The 16743-nt window shown below is 73.8% G+C and carries 10 protein-coding genes, 1 tRNA gene and 1 pseudogene; 3 read left to right on the top strand and 9 right to left on the bottom strand.

The genetic code is table 11. The features are described 5' to 3' along the window. Nucleotides 1-265: 265 nt before the first annotated feature. From tmk to ACIRPH_RS26615, 6 genes are all read right to left on the bottom strand, one after another. Nucleotides 266-2365: a dTMP kinase gene (tmk, locus tag ACIRPH_RS26590; RefSeq protein ID WP_402919076.1), complete on the bottom strand. Its 2100-nt coding sequence runs from the start codon at nt 2363-2365 to the stop codon at nt 266-268. Nucleotides 2366-2636: 271 nt separating this feature from the next. After that, nucleotides 2637-5498, bottom strand: a complete 2862-nt coding sequence (topA, locus tag ACIRPH_RS26595) for a type I DNA topoisomerase (protein ID WP_402919078.1) — start codon at nt 5496-5498, stop codon at nt 2637-2639. Nucleotides 5499-6134: 636 nt separating this feature from the next. Then, nucleotides 6135-7514, bottom strand: a complete 1380-nt coding sequence (locus ACIRPH_RS26600; protein ID WP_402919080.1) for a hypothetical protein — start codon at nt 7512-7514, stop codon at nt 6135-6137. A 347-nt stretch (nt 7515-7861) separates the two neighbouring features. After that, complete coding sequence (locus tag ACIRPH_RS26605) at nt 7862-8602, bottom strand: chaplin family protein (protein ID WP_402919082.1); 741 nt, start codon at nt 8600-8602, stop codon at nt 7862-7864. Nucleotides 8603-8762: 160 nt separating this feature from the next. Further along, complete coding sequence (locus ACIRPH_RS26610) at nt 8763-9800, bottom strand: hypothetical protein (protein WP_402919084.1); 1038 nt, start codon at nt 9798-9800, stop codon at nt 8763-8765. Between the two features lie 225 nt (nt 9801-10025). Then, nucleotides 10026-11348 carry a M20/M25/M40 family metallo-hydrolase gene (locus ACIRPH_RS26615; protein WP_402919086.1) on the bottom strand — a complete coding sequence of 441 codons (1323 nt, stop codon included), beginning with the start codon at nt 11346-11348 and terminating at the stop codon, nt 10026-10028. Nucleotides 11349-11491: 143 nt separating this feature from the next. Between ACIRPH_RS26615 and ACIRPH_RS26620 the strand changes: the two genes are divergently transcribed. Continuing rightward, nucleotides 11492-11576, top strand: a tRNA-Leu gene (locus ACIRPH_RS26620). A 329-nt stretch (nt 11577-11905) separates the two neighbouring features. Here the strand turns inward: ACIRPH_RS26620 and ACIRPH_RS26625 are convergent. Beyond that, on the bottom strand, nt 11906-12775 hold the full coding sequence (locus tag ACIRPH_RS26625) for an alpha/beta hydrolase (RefSeq protein WP_402919088.1): 870 nt from the start codon (nt 12773-12775) through the stop codon (nt 11906-11908). Nucleotides 12776-13163: 388 nt separating this feature from the next. On the opposite strand from ACIRPH_RS26625, the gene ACIRPH_RS26630 reads away from it, so the two are divergent. Next, complete coding sequence (locus tag ACIRPH_RS26630; RefSeq protein WP_402919090.1) at nt 13164-13742, top strand: TetR/AcrR family transcriptional regulator; 579 nt, start codon at nt 13164-13166, stop codon at nt 13740-13742. A 277-nt stretch (nt 13743-14019) separates the two neighbouring features. Here ACIRPH_RS26630 and ACIRPH_RS26635 read toward each other — a convergent pair whose 3' ends face one another. After that, complete coding sequence (locus ACIRPH_RS26635) at nt 14020-14679, bottom strand: response regulator (protein WP_402919092.1); 660 nt, start codon at nt 14677-14679, stop codon at nt 14020-14022. Then, nucleotides 14676-15830, bottom strand: a complete 1155-nt coding sequence (locus tag ACIRPH_RS26640; protein WP_402919094.1) for a sensor histidine kinase — start codon at nt 15828-15830, stop codon at nt 14676-14678. Before ACIRPH_RS26640 ends, ACIRPH_RS26635 begins: the two co-directional genes overlap by 4 nt. Before the next feature lie 313 nt (nt 15831-16143). Here ACIRPH_RS26640 and ACIRPH_RS26645 point away from each other — a divergent pair. Continuing rightward, nucleotides 16144-16743: pseudogene (locus tag ACIRPH_RS26645) on the top strand (sensor histidine kinase); the annotation flags it as partial.

A 16743-nucleotide genomic window follows, 5' to 3' on the forward strand; every position in this document is an offset into this window, starting at 1 on the left:
CCCGGGCCCCGGACCGGCGGACCTCCCGGGCTGCGCCCGGGACACCGCCGCCCTCACGGCCCGGCGCCTCGGGGAGCCCCGCCTCCGGCCCCCCGGTCCGCGGTCCCCGCGTCTCCCGGGCTCCGGGGTGTCGCGGGGACCGCCGGAACCCGCGCCGGGCGCGCACCGCCCGGCCCGGCGGACCGAAGGGGGAGGGCCCCGGCGGTGCTCCGCCGGGGCCCTCCCCCGTCCGTCGTGTCCCGGCCCGCCGGGCCGGGCGTCCCGCTCAGTCGGCCCTGATCACCGGGATCATGCCCGTGACGGCCTCGGAGCCGCTCGGCACCGGGTCGGGCAGGACGGAGCGGATCCGGCGCTGGATCTCGCGGGTGACCTTGTCCTGCTGCTCCCGGGCGTCCAGCACGAGGTAGCGGTCGGGGTCGGCCTTGGCGAGGTCCAGGAAGCCCTTGCGGACCCTGGCGTGGAACTCCACCGACTCGGACTCGATGCGGTCGGCGGGACCGCCCAGGCGGGCCAGCCCGTCCTCGGGCCGCACGTCCAGCAGCACCGTCAGGTCGGGGACCAGTCCCTGGGTGGCCCAGGCGCTGATGTCGCGGATGTCCTCGACGGACAGGTCGCGGCCCGCGCCCTGGTAGGCGAGCAGGGAGTCCACGTAGCGGTCGCTGATGACGACCGCGCCGCGGCGCAGGGCGGGCAGGATCTCCTGCTCGACGTGGTCTGCCTTGTCCGCGGTGTACAGCAGCACCTCCGCGCGCGGGGTGATGTGCGAGTTCTCCCGGTCCAGGAGCAGACCGCGCAGGCGCATGCCCAGCTTGGTCGCCCCCGGCTGGCGGGTGCCGATGACCTCGAAGCCCTGCTCGCGCAGCCACACCGTCAGCTCGCGCACCTGGGTGGACTTGCCCGCGCCCTCACCGCCCTCGACCACGATGAACGCGCCGGAGTGGGCGGCCGCCTCCCCGTCGCCGTCGCTGACCGCGACGCCCCGCAGGGCGGCGAAGAGCTCGGGGAGCAGGCCGGGGCCGGCGTCGGGGCGGTCCTTGTTCATCAGGCGGTAGCAGAGCAGCGCCACGAGGAGGACCAGCAGACCGGAGGCCATCAGGACGACGCCGCCGCCGCGGAGGTCGTAGGTGAGCGGGCCGACCGGGACGGCGTAGTCGCCGACGAGCCCGGCGAGCAGGGGCGCCAGCGCCATGGCGGCCGGCAGCGCGACACGGGCGGCGCCGTGCACGAAGGCGACCGCGCCCGGCCGGTTCTCGTCCCCGACCTCGTCGTCGAGCAGCGCCAGGCCGGTGACCCAGGCGATGCCCGCGCCCACGCCGAGGAGCCCCGCGAGGACGGCGATGAGGACCGTGTCCCCGACGGCTCCCGTGAACAGCAGGGCCAGGCCGGAGAGGGCGACGCTCAGGCCGAGCAGGCGCCTGCGGCTGAACTGCTTGAGGACGCGGGGCCCGGCGAGCGCGCCGAGGGCCATGCCCGCGAAGACCGCCGCGAAGACGGCGCCGAAACCGGCGTTGCCCGCGCCCAGCGCCTCGAGGTGGACGCGCGCGACGCCGATGACGGCGGCGCCGCCCGCGAGCGATCCGATCAGGCCCGCCACGAGGCCGCGCGGGAGCGGCTCACCCCCGGGGCGCCGGCCCGTCGCCACGACGCGGAGGATCCCGCTGTCGCGGGTGTCGCTCCCGCCGTCCCCGGACGCCTTGTGCCTGGGGATCGGCAGCACGGCGACGACGGCCGCCGCGACGAAGAAGGTGAGGCCGTTGAGGTAGAGGGCGATGTCGGCCTCGGGGCTCGCCATGGAGGGCAGCAGCGCGCCGAGCACGTTGCCGACCGAGGCGAGGGCCGCGAACAGCAGGGCCGCGACCGGGGCCGTGCCGTAGGAGGTGAGCAGGTTCAGCCGGTCGGCCTGCGGCAGCAGCCTGCGGGGGACGAGGCCGGGGACGGCGGCGTCCTTGGCGGGCGTCCAGAACAGGGCGACGAGCTCCGCCAGGAGGCTGGCGATGAGCAGCCACTCCAGGGCGAAGCCCGGGACGAGGAGGCCCACGACGGGGATGGAGACGTACAGGAGGCCGCGCAGGACGTCGGTGGCGACCATCGTCCACTTGCGGTCGAGGCGGTCCGCGACCGCTCCGACCAGCGGGCTCAGCAGGATCGGCGGGGCGAGCTTGATCACCACGACGCCGCTGACGGCCAGGTACTGCGCGAACGTGGAACCGCCGGCGGTGAAGATCGCCGCCAGGGACATCAGGGCCAGGAGGCTCAGCCAGTCGCCCAGGCTGGAGAGGGAAAGCGAGATCCACAGCCTGCGGAAGGGTGTGATCGCGAGGACGTTTCGCGCCTCGACTGGCGCTCCGGGTGCAGATCTGCTCATAGCGCTCAAGATATCGGTGAGGGGGAAAGGGAAAGACGGACACGGGATCCGTCCCAGAATTCGGTGGATGACGCCGGGGATCGCACACGATTCTGCGTCCTCGTGAGTCATGCCCACACTAGTACGGAAGATCATTCCCGAACAGGGGTGGAGACGGCCCACCCGGTGCGGACACGGAGATAGTACTCACCCGGGCACCCCCTCGGGGAATGCCCAGGTGAGCGGTGTTCTTCGGTGGTGGCCGCGACCGGAGGAGGGGGGCCTGCGGCGGCTACGGGCCGTTCCCCTCCGCCGGCTCCTCGGCGGAGGCGCGGGGGACGCCGGTCTTCTTGGCCGGGGCCTTCTTGGCGGCCGTCCGGGTGGCCGTGCCGGTCTTCGCCGCCGTCGTCTTCTTGGCGGCTGTCGTCTTCTTGGCGGCCGGCTTCTTCGCCGGGGCCTTCTTGGCCGCGGGCTTCTTCTTGGCGGGCGCCTTGGCGCGGCGCTCGGCCAGCAGCTCCGAGGCGCGCTCGTCGGTGATCGACTCGACCTGGTCGTCCTTGCGCAGGGAGGCGTTGACCTCCCCGTCGGTGACGTAGGGGCCGAAGCGGCCGTCCTTGACCACCATCTTGGCGCCCGACACCGGGTCCTCGCCCAGCTCGCGCAGGGGCGGGGTCGCCGCGCGGCGACCGCGCTGCTTGGGCTGGGCGAAGATCGCGCGCGCCTCGTCGAGGGTGACCGTGAACATCTGCTCCTCGGTCTCCAGGGAGCGGCTGTCGGTGCCCTTCTTGAGGTAGGGGCCGTACCGCCCGTTCTGCGCGGTGACCTCCTCGCCGTCGATCTCGCCGACCACCCGGGGCAGCGACAGCAGGCGGAGCGCGTCCTCCAGGGTGACGGTGTCCAGGCTCATGGACTTCAGGAGCGAGCTGGTGCGGGGCTTGGCCTTGGCCTTGGCCCGCTTGGGCCTGGCCTCGCCCTCGGCCTCCTCCGGCTCCTCGATCACCTCGGTGACGTAGGGGCCGAACCTGCCGGTCTTGGCCACGACGGGGCGGCCCGTCCCGGGGTCGGTCCCCAGCTCGCGGTCGCCGCTGGGCTGGGCGAAGAGCTCCTCGGCCTTGGCCTCGGTCAGCTCGTCCGGCGCCAGGTCCTCCGGCACGTTCACCCGCACGCCGTCGCGGTCCAGGTAGGGGCCGTAGCGGCCCACCCGCAGCACGATGTCGGTGCCGGGGAGGGGCACGGAGCTGACCTCCTTGGGGTCGATCTCGGAGAGGTGGTCGCCCACGAGCTCCTTGAGACCGGTCTCCCGGCGGCCCTGCGTGTCCTCACCGCCGAAGTAGAAGCGGCGCAGCCAGGGCAGGCTCTCCGCCTCGCCGCGGGCGATGTCGTCGAGCACGTCCTCCAGGCGGGCGGTGAACTCGTAGTCCACCAGGTTGCCGAAGTGGCGCTCCATCAGCTGCACCACGGCGAAGGCCAGGAAGGACGGCACGAGCGCCGTGCCCTTCTTGAACACGTAGCCGCGGTCGAGGATGGTCCCGAGGATCGACGCGTAGGTGGAGGGGCGGCCGATCTCCCGCTCCTCCAGCTCCTTGACGAGCGACGCCTCGGTGTAGCGCGCGGGCGGCCGGGTGCTGTGCCCCTCCGCCTCCAGGTTCTGCGCCTTGAGCGGGTCGCCCTCGGCCATCGCGGGCAGGCGGCGCTCACGGTCGTCCAGGTCGGCGGCGGGGTCGTCGGACCCCTCCACGTAGGCCTTGAGGAAACCGTGGAAGGTGATGATCTTGCCGGTCGCGCTGAACTCGGCGACCTCCCCGGCGGCGGAGGTGCCCTCGATGCGCACGGTGACCGACTCGCCGACCGCGTCCTTCATCTGGGAGGCGACGGTCCGCTTCCAGATCAGCTCGTAGAGCCGGAACTCGGGTCCGGAGAGGCCGGTCGAGGCGGGGGTGCGGAAGGCGTCGCCCGCGGGGCGGATCGCCTCGTGCGCCTCCTGCGCGTTCTTGACCTTCTTGGCGTACACGCGCGGCTTGTCGGGGAGGTAGTCGCCGCCGTACAGGCTGCGCACCTGGGAGCGGGCCGCGCCGACGGCGCTGTCCGACAGCGTGGTGCTGTCGGTGCGCATGTAGGTGATGTAGCCGTTCTCGTACAGCCGCTGGGCGACCTGCATGGTCTGCTTGGCCGACAGCCCGAGCTTGCGCGACGCCTCCTGCTGGAGGGTCGTGGTGCGGAACGGGGCGTACGGGGAGCGGCGGTAGGGCTTGCGCTCGACCGAGCGGACCGAGAACCCCGCCCCCGCCAGGCGCTCGGCCAGGCCGCGCGCCGTCGCCTCGTCCAGCTGGCGGACCCCGCGGTCCGAGCGCAGCGTGCCCTGGGGGGTGAAGTCGCGGCCGACGGCGACGCGGGTGCCGTCCACGGAGACGAGGGTGGCGGGGAAGGTCGCCGGCCCCTCGGGGACGCCCGCCTCGCTCGCGTCGAAGAGCGCCTTGAGGTCCCAGTACTCGGCGGACGTGAACGCCATGCGCTCGCGCTCGCGCTCCACCACCAGCCGGGTGGCCACGGACTGGACGCGGCCCGCCGAGAGCTTCGGCATGACCTTCTTCCACAGCACGGGGGAGACCTCGTAGCCGTAGAGGCGGTCCAGGATGCGCCGGGTCTCCTGGGCGTTGACCAGGCGGGTGTTCAGGTCGCGGGTGTTGCTCGCCGCGCGCTGGATGGCGTCCTTGGTGATCTCGTTGAACACCATGCGGCGGACGGGGATCTTGGGCTTGAGCTCTTCCAGCAGGTGCCAGGCGATGGCCTCGCCCTCACGGTCCTCATCTGTGGCGAGCAGGAGGAGGTCGGCGTCCGCCATGAGCTCCTTGAGCTTCCTGACGTGCGACTTCTTGTCCGCGTTGACGACGTAGAGCGGCTCGAAGTCGCCGTCGACGTCCACGCCGAGCCGGGCCCAGGACTCCCCCTTGTACTTGGCGGGGATCTCGGCGGCCTTGTTGGGCAGGTCGCGGATGTGACCGATGCTGGACTCCACGACGTAGCCGCGCCCCAGATAACCGGCGATGGTCTTCGCCTTGGCGGGCGACTCGACGATGACCAGAGCGGTGCCCGCCCCCTGCCGTCCGCTGTCCTTCGAGCCGTTCTTGCCGGCGCTGCCCTTCGTGGGTGGCACGCTGTTCCCCTACGTCTAGCCTTACGTGATCTATCCGGCCGCGGTCTGTCGGTTCCCGTGGGAACCGACAGTAACCGAAACTCCAGGCACTCCCCCGTCGATGGGCGAGCGGGGCCCTCTCCGCGTGTGCGGGGTCCACCGCCCCGGGCAGGGCGCCCGGCTCACACCCACCGGCATCCGCAGAATAAGCGCTTCGCGCACCGGTACCGGTCCGTAGCGTACGCGAGCGGTCCTGGCAACGCCCGTCGGTCGACGGTGGCCGCCTTCGTCGAGCACCCGGAACCCGCCTCGTGAGTGACTTCGGTCACACTTGAAAACCCCCAAGTGCCGATATCCCCCAGAATGCGGCGAGTCCTCCCGGATATTCCCGGGAGGACTCGGCTCACGTCCTGAGCCGGCGTCGCCACCTCCACCCTCCCGCAGTCCACCGCGTTCCAAACGGAACGGGAGTGCGGAGGCGACTCGACCTGCCCTGCGGACGCACACGGCACCGGTGTGCCGGAGCGGGGCCCCGCCCGGGGGCCGCCGCCGTCCTGTGGGATTGGGCACCTCGCAGTCCACCGCGTTCCAAACGGAACGAGGCGCCGTCACCCTCCAGGCCGGACGGCGGGCCCCCGGGCCCACCCCACGACGGTGCTACAGGCCGACGCCGGCGGCGCCGAGCAGGGTGCCGACGGGGTCGACGCCCGGAGCCGGGGCGGGCAGCTGGTCCAGGTGCTCGGGAGCGTGCTCCGCCACGGCCTGGTGCGTGGTCTCGCTCAGGGTGTAGTCGACGGGCAGCATCTGCGAGACGGGGATCTCGGGCAGGTCGCGCACGACCGGCGCGTCCTGCAGCACGCCGGACTGGTGCTCGGTCGCGCTCTGGTGCACGACCGCGGCGCCGTTGTCGGTGGAGCCGGCGCCCGCCAGGCTCGCGACGGCGGCGACGGCGTTGCCGGTCACGTTGACGGGGACGTCCGCGTGCGCGACCAGCTGGTTGCCGCCCACGGCCGAGCCGTTGCCCGAGGTGGCGACGTGGGGCTCCTCCTCCAGGACCAGGGCGCCGGTGTCGGTGGCCGCGGCGCCCGCGACGCCGCCCACGGCGCCGATGGCGTTGCCGGACACGTTGACCGGGACGTCCAGGGCCGCGACCAGCTGGTTGCCGCCCACGAGCGAGCCGTTGCCGGAGGTCGCGACGCCCGACTGGTGCTCGCGCTCGGCCGACTGGCGCAGGATGCCCGCGTCCACGCCGGAGGTGTCGGGCAGGATGCTGGCGTTCGAGACGGCCTCGTTGACCAGGTCCATCGCCGTGAGACCGGCGGGGGCGGACTGGTGGTGACGGCCGCCGCCCTCGTGGACCAGGGCGCCGGTGTCGGTGGCCGCGGCGCCCGCGACGCCCGCGACGGCGCTGATCGCGTTGCCGGACACGTTGACCGGGACGTCCAGGTCGGCGACCAGCTGGTTGCCGCCCGCGACCGAGCCGTTGCCCGAGGTGGCGACGTCCGGGTCGTGGTCGTGCCCGTGGTGCTCGTGGCCCTGGTGCTCGACGTCGTAGCCGTCGTGGCCCTGCTGGTGGGCGTGGCCGCGCTCGTCGTGCCCGTGGTGGCCGTGGTGGCCGTGGTGGCCGCCCTCGTGGACCAGGGCGCCGGTGTCGGTGGCCGCGGCGCCCGCGATGCCGCCCACCGCGGCGATCGCGTTGCCCGAGACGTTCACGGGGACGTCGCCGTCCACCACGAGCTGGTTGCCGCCCAGGACCGAGCCGTTGCCCGAGGTCGCGACCTCGTCGCTGTGGTGGTCGACCACGGCGGCGCCGGAGTCCGTGCACTGGGCGCCGGACGTGCCCAGGACGGCGCTGATCGCGTTCCCGCAGACGTTGACCGGGACGTCGAGGTTGGCGACGGCCTGGTTGCCGCCCAGGATCGAACCGTTGCCCGAGGTCACGGGCTCGGTGTCGGCGAAGGCCACGCCGGTGCCCAGAGCGACGAATCCCGCCGCCATGAGCGCGGACTTCGCGGAGATGCTGGCCCACTTACGCATGTGGGGAGTCCTTTCGAGAAGACATGAAGACATGTTGAAGAGAACAGGTGTGCTTGTGCGTGCTTGTGCTCGGGCAACAGGCCGTGCCACATCCCTGGGTGGGGTGCAGGCCTCCGGCCGGGGCCGGGGATCGTCCGGACGGCCTCACACCTGGGCGGTGCGTGCCGGCCGGTTCAGGAGAGCGCGCCGCGGTCGGCGCCCGCTGGTTGCGGGTGACGCGCGCGCCCCGTCGATCAGCTCCGCCCTGGTTGGGCGGCGGCTGACGTGAACCCCGAGCACGTGGCCTCGGCCGGTGCTACGGGACTCGCGTCAGCCCCCGGGCCGCTCGGGGCGGCCCGGGGAGCCGATCAGGAGCGGGCCCTGCGCCGCATCCCCGCCACGACCAGGCCGGCCCCGGCGGCGACCGCGGCGACCGCGGCGGCGACCAGGCCGAACAGGCCGGTGGAGTCGGCGCCGGTGACCGCGAGCTCCGCGCCCGGGCCCTGCTCCGCGGGCTGCCCGAGGGTCTGCTCGGACCACTGCTCCGCGGACTGCTCGAAGGACTGCTGGTCGGGCTGCTCCGCGGACGGTCCGGCCGGGGAGTCGGCCGGGTCGGGCGCGGGCTGCTCGTCCACCGGGGCGGGGCTCTCCTCGGCGAGCCCCTCACGGTCCTCGGGGACCTCCGGCGGGACGCCCTGGCCGGGGTCCTCACCCTCCGGGGCCTCCTCCCCGGGGTTCTCGCCCTCGGTGGAGCCCCCGCCGGGGCCCTCTCCACCGGGGGCCTCCTCACCGGGGGCTTCCCCGCCGGGGACCTCCTCCGCGCCCTCGTAGCCGCCCTTCGGCCCTCGGACGGAGGACGACTTGCCCTCGATGACGGCGGCTCCCGAGTCCGTGCACTGGGCGCCGGCGAGGCCGAGGATCGCGATCGCGTTCCCGCAGACGTTCAGCGGGACGTCGAGGTCGGCGTTGAGCTGGTTGCCTCCGCCGATGGATCCGTTTCCGCTGGTGACGGTGTCGGCGTAGGCGGTTCCGGCGGTGGCGGCGGCCGTGGCGGCGATGAAGCCGGCGGTCACCAGGGCGGCGATACGTGCTTGTGTCTCGTGGGTCATCGCGTGTCCTTATGTCAGCGAGAAGGATCGGCTGGCTACACGTGTGACCGCGGTCGGAGAGCTTCGGGCTCTGGGAAAGCCGGTGAGAAGGCACGCCCGCCGGAGTCGGCGGGACGGCTGCGTGCGGGAGCGCACGGACCGGCCGCGGTCGTGGACGCGGCTAGTCGGGGGCGAAGCTGGGGTCGTCCGCGGCGTCGCGGACGACCAGGGTGGGGTCGCCGGGAAGGGCGACCCGCTGGGCACGGGGAGCCAGGTGGGCGGCCCGGGCCATCAGGAACCCGGCAGCGCCGGGCGCGGGGAAGGACGGGGCGGCGGCGCCGGTGGCGTCCGCTCCGGCCGAATGGTGCGAGCCGCCTCCGCCGATGAGGCGGATGCGCTCACCGGGGTCGTCGTCATGCACCCGCTCGGCCGCCTCGACGGCGGCCGAACTCCATGCGGACGGCACCGCGGAAGCGCTGGTGGTCGCCGCCGTGCCGGGGCGGGGCGCATCGGCGCCCCGACCGGTCTCGGCGGCGGCGCGCTCGACGGCGGGGCCGGCCGGGTCGTGGGGAAGTTCGTCCGTGGCTCCGGGAAGGGGCAGGCCCAGGGGGGCCGTCGCGTTCGCGGCACCGTCGATGCCGCCCCGGACGACCCGTGTGGACTCGGTCAGCCCTGCGGCGACCGTGTCCACGAGTCCGCTGTCGCGCAGCGAACCGTCGGTGGACCGCACCACGTCCTGACCGGTGCGGGCGATGCCGCCGACGAGGCTTCCCGCCCCGCGGGCGGTCCCGTCCACGGTGGCGGCGGTGTCGCCCACGACCCTGGCGGCCGCGGCTCCCGCCCCGCTCTCCTCCAGCGCGGACGAGACACCGGTCTCGTCCAGGGCCTGGGAGGGGAGGGCAGCGGCCCGGGGCGCCACGGCCCCGGCCAGCGAACCGGTCGCGGAGCCCGCGCGGGCGGCGGTGTCGGAGACCCGTGTCTTGCGGAGCTCCTGGGTCGCGGCGCGGCCGGCGTCCTCGGCGGTGTCGCCGACGCCCATGACGCGGTCGACGAGGCCCTCGGAGCCGGGAGCGGTGTCGCTGTGGGCGACACCGATCCCCCCGGCCAGCCACGCGACGGCGACGATGCCGGACAGGAGCAGCAGGCGGGCACAGGCGTTGCGGGACACACAGGCGGCGCGACCGGTCGACACCAGCCACCCCCTGCCCGTGAGCACCATGACGCCCTCTCGTTCCGCTACCGCTGGACGGTCCCGTGCGGCCGAGCCGCCACGGTCGTACCGGTGCCGCCCCGTCCCGCGCGGAGGCGGGAGGGAGAACCGCGACACCCTCGAACTCAAAGCAACCGTAGCATCACGTTGGGTGATGCAACACCGAAACGTGAACCGCGCCGAAAAAGTTTTCGGCACGGTTCACCAGGCAGGACACCGCAAAACGTGGCCAGGTCAGCTCAATCCGACGAAACGGTCCAGGACCCTGACGCCGAAGTGGAGGCCGTCCACCGGGACCCGTTCGTCCACGCCGTGGAACATGCCCGCGAAGTCCAGCTCCGGCGGCAGCTTGAGCGGCGCGAAGCCGTAGTTGCGCACGCCGAGGCGGGAGAAGCTCTTGGCGTCGGTCCCGCCGGAGAGGCAGTAGGGGACGGCCTTGGCCCCCGGGTCCTCCGCCAGCAGGGACTCCGACATCGCGTTGACCAGGCCGCCCTCGAAGGGCGTCTCCACGGCCGGCAGGTGGTGGATGAACTCGCGGTCGACCTTCGGACCGAGCAGCTCGTCGATCTTCGCGAAGTACGCGTCCTCGGTGCCCGGCAGGAAGCGGCCGTCGACCTGGGCGGTGGCCTCGCCCGGGATGACGTTGGCCTTGTACCCGCCCCCCAGCACCGTCGGGTTGAGGGTGTTGCGGAGGGTGGCGCCGATCATGCGGGAGATCGGTCCCAGGCGGGCGACCGTGGCGTCGACGTCCTTCTCGTCGAAGGGGATGCCGAACTCCTCGCAGATCTCCTCCAGGAAGGTCCGCACGGTCGGGGTGAGGTCGAGCGGGAACTCGTGCCGGCCCAGCCGGGCGACCGCCTCCGCCAGCTCGGTGACGGCGTTGTCCCTGTTGGTCATCGAACCGTGCCCGGCCGTGCCGCGCGCGGTCAGCTTCATCCAGGCGATGCCCTTCTCCGCGGTCTCCACCAGGTAGAGGCGGCGGTTCTCCTTCACCGTGAACGAGAACCCGCCGACCTCGCTGATCGCCGAGTCGCAGTCGGCGAACAGCTCCGGGTGCTCGTCCACGAGGTACTGGGCGCCCCAGGTGCCGCCCGCCTCCTCGTCGGCGAGGAAGGCCAGGACGATGTCGCGCGGGGGGCGGCGCCCCTCCCGGAGCCGCTGGCGCAGCATGGCCAGGACCATCGCGTTCATGTTCTTCATGTCGACCGCGCCGCGGCCCCACACGCACCCGTCGGCGACCTCCCCCGCGAAGGGGTGGTGGGTCCAGTCCTCGGGCGCCGCGGGGACGACGTCCAGGTGGCCGTGGATGAGCAGCGGGGGGCGGGAGGGGTCCTCCCCCGTGATCCGGGCCACGACGTTGCTGCGCCCCGGGTGCTTCTCGTAGATCTTCGACTCGACGCCGACCTCGTCGAGCTTGGCGGCGACGTACTCCGCCGCCTTGCGCTCCCCCGGCCCCGAATGGTCGCCGTAGTTGGAGGTGTCGAACTCGATGAGCTCCCGGCACAGGTCGACGACCTCCGCCTCCGCCGCGCTCAGGACCCTGTCTGGCTCTGCCATCTGACGCTCCCGTCCAGCCGCACCTTTTGCCGTGCTGTCCCCCCGACCCTGCCATGGAGGCCCCCCGGCGGAAAACCTGGTTCGTGCCACCCCAGACTTTTGCTATGGTTGACCTGTACGGCGCGGCAGGCGCCGAACACCCGGTCCGGGTGGCGGAATAGGTAGACGCGCTAGCTTGAGGTGCTAGTGCCCGTTAAGGGTATGGGGGTTCAAGTCCCCCCTCGGACACAAACAGAAGGCCCTGGTATCAGGGCCTTTTTTGTTGTCCGGGTCGGGTCCGCGGTCGACGGGCCCGATCCGTGCGGGAAGCGGCCGGGCGATCCGGCGCCCTGCGCGGGGCGCGGTCGTCGCCCGCCCCGCGCACGGCGCCGCCGCCGGGTGCGGCGGCGCCGTGCGCGGGCGGTCCGAACGGTGGTTCCGCCGCCCGCCCGGCGCCCTGCCCGCCATGGGCCGTTCCCGGCGGAGGCGGGCCGCGGTCCCGTGCCGTCTCCCGGGACGGGCGGGGGGGGCGGCCCGTGCCGCGCTCCCGTAGCGCGGTCGGCGGGGAGCGGCGTCGGCTAGCGCGCGTGGCACGCCTTCAGGTAGCTCAGGAACGACGCCTGCAGCCCGGTGACGTGCGTCTCGTGCAGCATCGCGGTGGAGACCTCCTGCGACCGCCCCTTGGCGCGCAGCTGTTCCACCGTCGCAAGGACGTTACGGGCCATTCCGCGATAGAACGGGATGTCTCCCAGCAGTTCGGCCTCGTTCAGCGTGATGTGCAGCTGGGGGGCGGCCGCGTCCTCGCCGCGTTCCGGCAGGGCTTCGACGAGGGTGAAGATCTGGCTGTCCGTACTGGCCACACCGGGGCTGCCCGCACCGACGGTCGCGAAGAGCCCTGTCCCGCGCAGCCATGCGTAGAGGGCGAAGAGACCTCCGTAGGAGTAGCCGAAGAGGCCGTGCCCGGAATCGCCGACACGCAGCCTCGACCGCAGGTGGGGGTGGAGTTCGCCGGTCAGGAAGTCGAGGAAGACGTCGGCGCGGGGCTCCGCCAGTTCCGCGAGGTAGGCGTCGACCTGCTCCTGGGTCATCGCACCCGTGTCGCGAGCTGCGGTGAGGGTGGCCAGCATGTCGTCACCGACGGGTTCCCCCGGCGGCACGAGGTCGCGGTTGCGAATCTGCGCCCAGGCCTCGGCCTCCTCGCCGGTGTACCCGACGCTGACCTGGATGTAGGGGGCGATCGTCAGATACGGGTCCGCCTGGGTGACGATGAGGGGCGCGGTGAGGCCGACCGTCCAGTTGCCGTCCAACACGTAGACCAGCGGCAGCGGATCCGTGGAGTCCGCGTAGCCGGGGGGCGTCGTCACCCAGACGCCGTAGCGGTGCCCCGACCGCGCGGTGATCTCCAGGTACTCCGTGTCCGGCAGACAGCCGTGCAGTATCCCGCTCATCGGGCTTCCCCCTTCATGGTGCGGCCGTCCTCCACGACGAGGACGGCCATGTCCGGATCTGCGAACACCGCCGCGTCCCGGAGCGGGTCCCGCCGCCGGGCGACCGCGTCGGCCCGCGTCCCCGCGCGGATCGTCCCGCCCGGGCCGAGGACGTCGGCGTCGACGCCGGCGGCCGGCGCGAGCGCCCGCAGGGGCGGCTCCGGCTCGGCGCACAGGCGCAGTTCCTCGCCCCGGCGCCGCCGGTCCGGGCCGACGGGGTCCGGGTCCGGGCCGATCCGCGGGCCCGCCGCACGGGAGGTCTCCGGGGCTGCGTCCCATCGTCTTCAACAGTGGTGAATTCGCTGTGCGGTAACGTACTCAACAGTGGTGAATTCGTCAAGGAGGCAGTGTGAGGTCACCGGTCGGGGAAGGGAAGGAGCGCCTCCTGCAGGCGCTGTTCGAGGAGTACGGCGGGAGCGGCCCCAGCCCGAACCTGTCCATGCGCCAGGTGGCGGAGCGGCTCGGCGTACACCACACGCTGCTGACCTACCACTTCGGATCACGGCCGGGACTCCTGCGCGCCGTGCTGCTGGAGGCGCGCCGCCGCGACAACCTCCTCATCGCCGCGACCGGCGGCGAACTCGGGTTCGCCGCCCTGTGCAGGGCCGTGTGGAGCTTCTACGCGAACGCCGAGCACGAAGACCGCATCCGTGCCTTCTTCCACCTGGTCGGGCTCGCGGTGTACGAGCGCGACGTCTTCCAGGAGTTCGTCGCCGACATCGACGATCTGGCGTCCCTCCTCGAAGCGGCCGCTCTTCGCGACGGTCGCACGGCGGCGGACGCGAGGCAGCAGAGCATCATCGCGACCTCGTGCCTGCGAGGACTGCTGCTGCAGAGGCTGCTGGCCCCCTCCGCCGAGGTCGACGCCGCGGCCGAGCGCTTCATCGCCTCGTTGGCGGCGGCCGGGGGAGGCGGCCCGGCCTCGTGAACCGCGAGGACGCGGTGGGCCGGCCGGCGCGGCCCGCGGTCGGCCGGCGCGGCGCACCGGCCGGGTTCGACCGGGACGCCGTGGGCGGGGCGGGGCACGGACGCGACCCCGGGTGGCGCGGAGCGGGTCCGTCCATGCGGGAGCAGGGGACGACGGCCGCGGTCACGGCCTGCGGGGCGTCGCACCCGTTGCCCTCCGGGGCTGCCGTGACCACCCGGCGCCGGTCGGCCCCCGGGCCGCGTCCCCCGGATCCCCTCGCGGTCCGGACCGCGGCCCCTCAGGCCACCAGGCCGTGGCGGTAGGCGTAGACGACGGCCTGGACGCGGTCGCGGAGCGCGAGCTTGGCGAGGATGCGCGAGACGAAGGTCTTGACGGTCTCCTGGCTGATCACGAGGGCCCCGGCGATCTCCTTGTTGGAGAGACCGTCCGCGATGAGGCGCAGGACCTCCAGTTCGCGGGGGGTCAGCGGGATGTCGTCCGGGGAGCCGCCCGTCGGCCGGACACGGGCGGCGTACCTCCCCACGAGCCGGCGGGTCACCCCGGGGTCCAGGAGCGCCGCCCCCGAGGCCACGGTCCGGATGCCGTGCAGCAGCTGGCCGGGCGGGGCGTCCTTGAGCAGGAACCCGCTCGCCCCCGCGCGCAGCGCCTCGTAGACGTACTCGTCCAGGTTGAACGTCGTCACCACGAGCACCTTGACGGGTTCGCGCACCCCGGCGCCGGCCAGCAGGCGGGTGGCCCCGATGCCGTCGAGCACCGGCATGCGCACGTCCATCACCACGACGTCCGGGCCCAGCCGGGCGCCGAGGTCGACCGCGGTCCGCCCGTCACCGCACTCGCCCACCACCTCCATGTCGGGCTGGGCGCCGATGATCGTCACCAGCCCCGTGCGGATCAGCACCTGGTCGTCGCAGACCAGGACCCGGATCGGCGCGGTCACGGGCGGCCCCCCGCGGGTATGCGCGCCCTCACGACGAAGCCGCCCCCCGGTTCGGGCCCCGCCTCCAGGTCGCCGCCCAGGACGCCGACCCGCTCGCGGAGTCCGGCGAGGCCGCGCCCGCTCCCGCCGGGGGAGACCGTCCGCGGGCCGGAGCCCTCCGTGCCGACCTCCACGGTGATCTCCTCCTCGCCGTGGCGCACCAGGACCGAGGTGCGGCTGCCCCTGGCGTGCTTGAGCGCGTTCGTCAGGGCCTCCTGCACGACCCGGAAGGCCACGAGGTCGGCGCCGCCCGCCGACCCGGCGGGGGCGCCCTCCTCGGAGAACTCCACCGGCTGCCCGGCCCGGCGCGTCTGCTCCACGAGCGTGAGGACCCGGGCGGCGGGGGGCGACCCCGTCCCGGCGCCGTGGTCGGGGTCGAGGAGGTCGAGCAGGCTCCGCAGGTCGGTGAGGGCCCTGCGACCGGTGTCGGTGACGGCGGTCAGCGACCCGTCGAGCCGCTCGGGGTCCGCGGTCAGGTAGCGCGCCGCCTCGGCCTGCACCACCATCGCGGTCACGTGGTGGGTGACGACGTCGTGGAGCTCGCGCGCGATGCGGGTGCGTTCGGCCGTGCGGGTGTCCTCGGCGACGCGGCGGCGGCGTTCGGCCTCCATGGCCCGGGTGGACCGCAGCCACGCGCCGATGCCCCACACGAGGGCCAGCGCCAGGTAGAACGTCACGAAACCGACCGGCGTCTCGCCCGTGCCGAGCTGCGCGAGCGCCGCCGCCAGCGCCGCGTAGGCGGCCGTCAGGACGAGCACGGTGACGCGCCGGCCCCGTTCCAGGTGGGCGCCCGCGCTCAGCACCGCGATGGCCAGCCCCGTGCCGGCGAGCGTGTGGTAGCCCATGAGCTGGTCGACGGCGAAGCCCGCGCACACCAGGGCGAGGGAGGCGGTCGGCCACCGGCGGCGCAGGGCGAGCGGAAGGCACTGGAGGGCGATCGCCACGACGGCCAGCAGGTCGAAGGGGCGGTCGGGCACGCCCCCGAGCATCGTCCCGTGGTTGTGGAACGACGGCACGAACGAGGCGGCGAAGAACGCCAGTCCCAGCGGGAGGTCCCGGACCGTGACGTCGAGGCCCCGCCACGGTTCCGCGGCCCGCCGTAGATCGATCACCGGAGGAAGTGTAGTGGCGGGACCGCCCCCGTCCGCGCGGCGGGGGACGGGGCCGCCGCGCCGCGCGCCCTCCCCCGGGCGGGCACATGACGCAGCGTCACTGGTGGCGCCGCGGAGCGGGAGGAATACTGGGGGGAGATCCCGCCGCCGATCACGGAGAGCCCCGCATGGACACCAGACGCCCGCGCGTTGCGCCGGCGGTCGCCGCGGCCGCAGGTCCGCCCGTCCGCCCGGGGCCCGCCCTTCCCGCGGCCTCCCCGCTCCGCGCCCCGGGCGGGCACCGGTGACGCCGTCCCGGTCCGGGGCCGGCACGATGTCCGAGCACGCCGACGCGTCCCGGGGGGAGCTGCGCACCGTCAACCTCGGCATCGTGTTCGCCTCGCTCTCCACCGTGGGGGCGCTCCTGGTGGTGATCGACGCGCCGACCTGGTGGCAGGCCCTCGTCCTGGCCCTGGGGGTGGCGACGGCGGCGGTGACCGTCACGCGGTGGGCGGAGGGCCGCGTCCGCCGCGTCCCGTTCCCGGCCCTCGCCGTCACCGGGGCCGTGTGGCTCTTCGGGGCCCTGGTGGCGCAGACGCCGACCGCGTCCTACGGCTTCGCCGTGGTGGGGACCGTCGCGGTGCACCAGGCGCACCGCCACCGGGCGGCGGCCGCCGTGGGGCTGGCCGCCTTCGCGGCCGCGGTCGTCGCGGCGAGGCTGGCGGTCGCGCCGGGGGATGTCGTCGGCACCCTCCTGGGGTACGTCGTCGGCTCCGCGGGCATCGCCGTGGTGGCGGTCGTCCTCACCTCCCTCACCCAGATGGTCTCGCGCCTCGTCGCGGAGCTGGAGGAGTCGAGGGAGCGCGAGGCGGAGCTGGCCGTGGCCCGGGAGAGGGTGCGCTTCGCCGGCGACCTGCACGACATCCAGGGCCAC

The sequence above is a fragment of the Nocardiopsis sp. NPDC101807 genome, from assembly GCF_044766605.1.
GTDB lineage: Bacteria > Actinomycetota > Actinomycetes > Streptosporangiales > Streptosporangiaceae > Nocardiopsis > Nocardiopsis tropica.

Excerpts from the sequence above, each read along its gene's own strand:
- tmk (WP_402919076.1), bottom strand. The coding sequence starts at position 2,365 with ATGAGCAGATCTGCACCCGGAGCGCCAGTCGAGGCGCGAAACGTCCTC.
- ACIRPH_RS26600 (WP_402919080.1), bottom strand. The coding sequence starts at position 7,514 with ATGCGTAAGTGGGCCAGCATCTCCGCGAAGTCCGCGCTCATGGCGGCG.
- ACIRPH_RS26605 (WP_402919082.1), bottom strand. The coding sequence starts at position 8,602 with ATGACCCACGAGACACAAGCACGTATCGCCGCCCTGGTGACCGCCGGC.
- ACIRPH_RS26610 (WP_402919084.1), bottom strand. The coding sequence starts at position 9,800 with ATGGTGCTCACGGGCAGGGGGTGGCTGGTGTCGACCGGTCGCGCCGCC.
- ACIRPH_RS26615 (WP_402919086.1), bottom strand. The coding sequence starts at position 11,348 with ATGGCAGAGCCAGACAGGGTCCTGAGCGCGGCGGAGGCGGAGGTCGTC.
- ACIRPH_RS26625 (WP_402919088.1), bottom strand. The coding sequence starts at position 12,775 with ATGAGCGGGATACTGCACGGCTGTCTGCCGGACACGGAGTACCTGGAG.